The organism is Psychromonas arctica, assembly GCF_038155225.1.
Taxonomy (GTDB): domain Bacteria; phylum Pseudomonadota; class Gammaproteobacteria; order Enterobacterales; family Psychromonadaceae; genus Psychromonas; species Psychromonas arctica_B.
In genome coordinates this window covers 1-233 of sequence record NZ_JBAKBA010000201.1, presented here as the reverse complement: position 1 = coordinate 233, position 233 = coordinate 1, and the positions used below count along the sequence as shown (strand labels likewise).

At 40.8% G+C, this 233-nt stretch carries 1 pseudogene; it reads left to right on the top strand.

What is annotated here, in order from left to right:
- A pseudogene (locus V6255_RS18290) lies at positions 1 to 233 on the top strand (F0F1 ATP synthase subunit beta); the annotation flags it as partial.

Sequence of the window (233 nt, the reverse complement as noted above, 5' to 3'; positions counted from 1 at the left end):
TGGCGTAGAAGGTATGTTACAACGTTATAAAGAGCTGAAAGACATCATAGCTATACTAGGTATGGATGAGCTTTCTGAAGAAGATATGCAAATCGTATCTCGTGCACGTAAAGTTGAGAAGTTCTTAACTCAGCCTTACCAGGTAGCTGAAGTATTTACAGGTGACGCAGGCATTTACGTACAACTTAAAGACACATTAGCTGGCTTTAAAGGCTTAATCGCCGGTGATTACG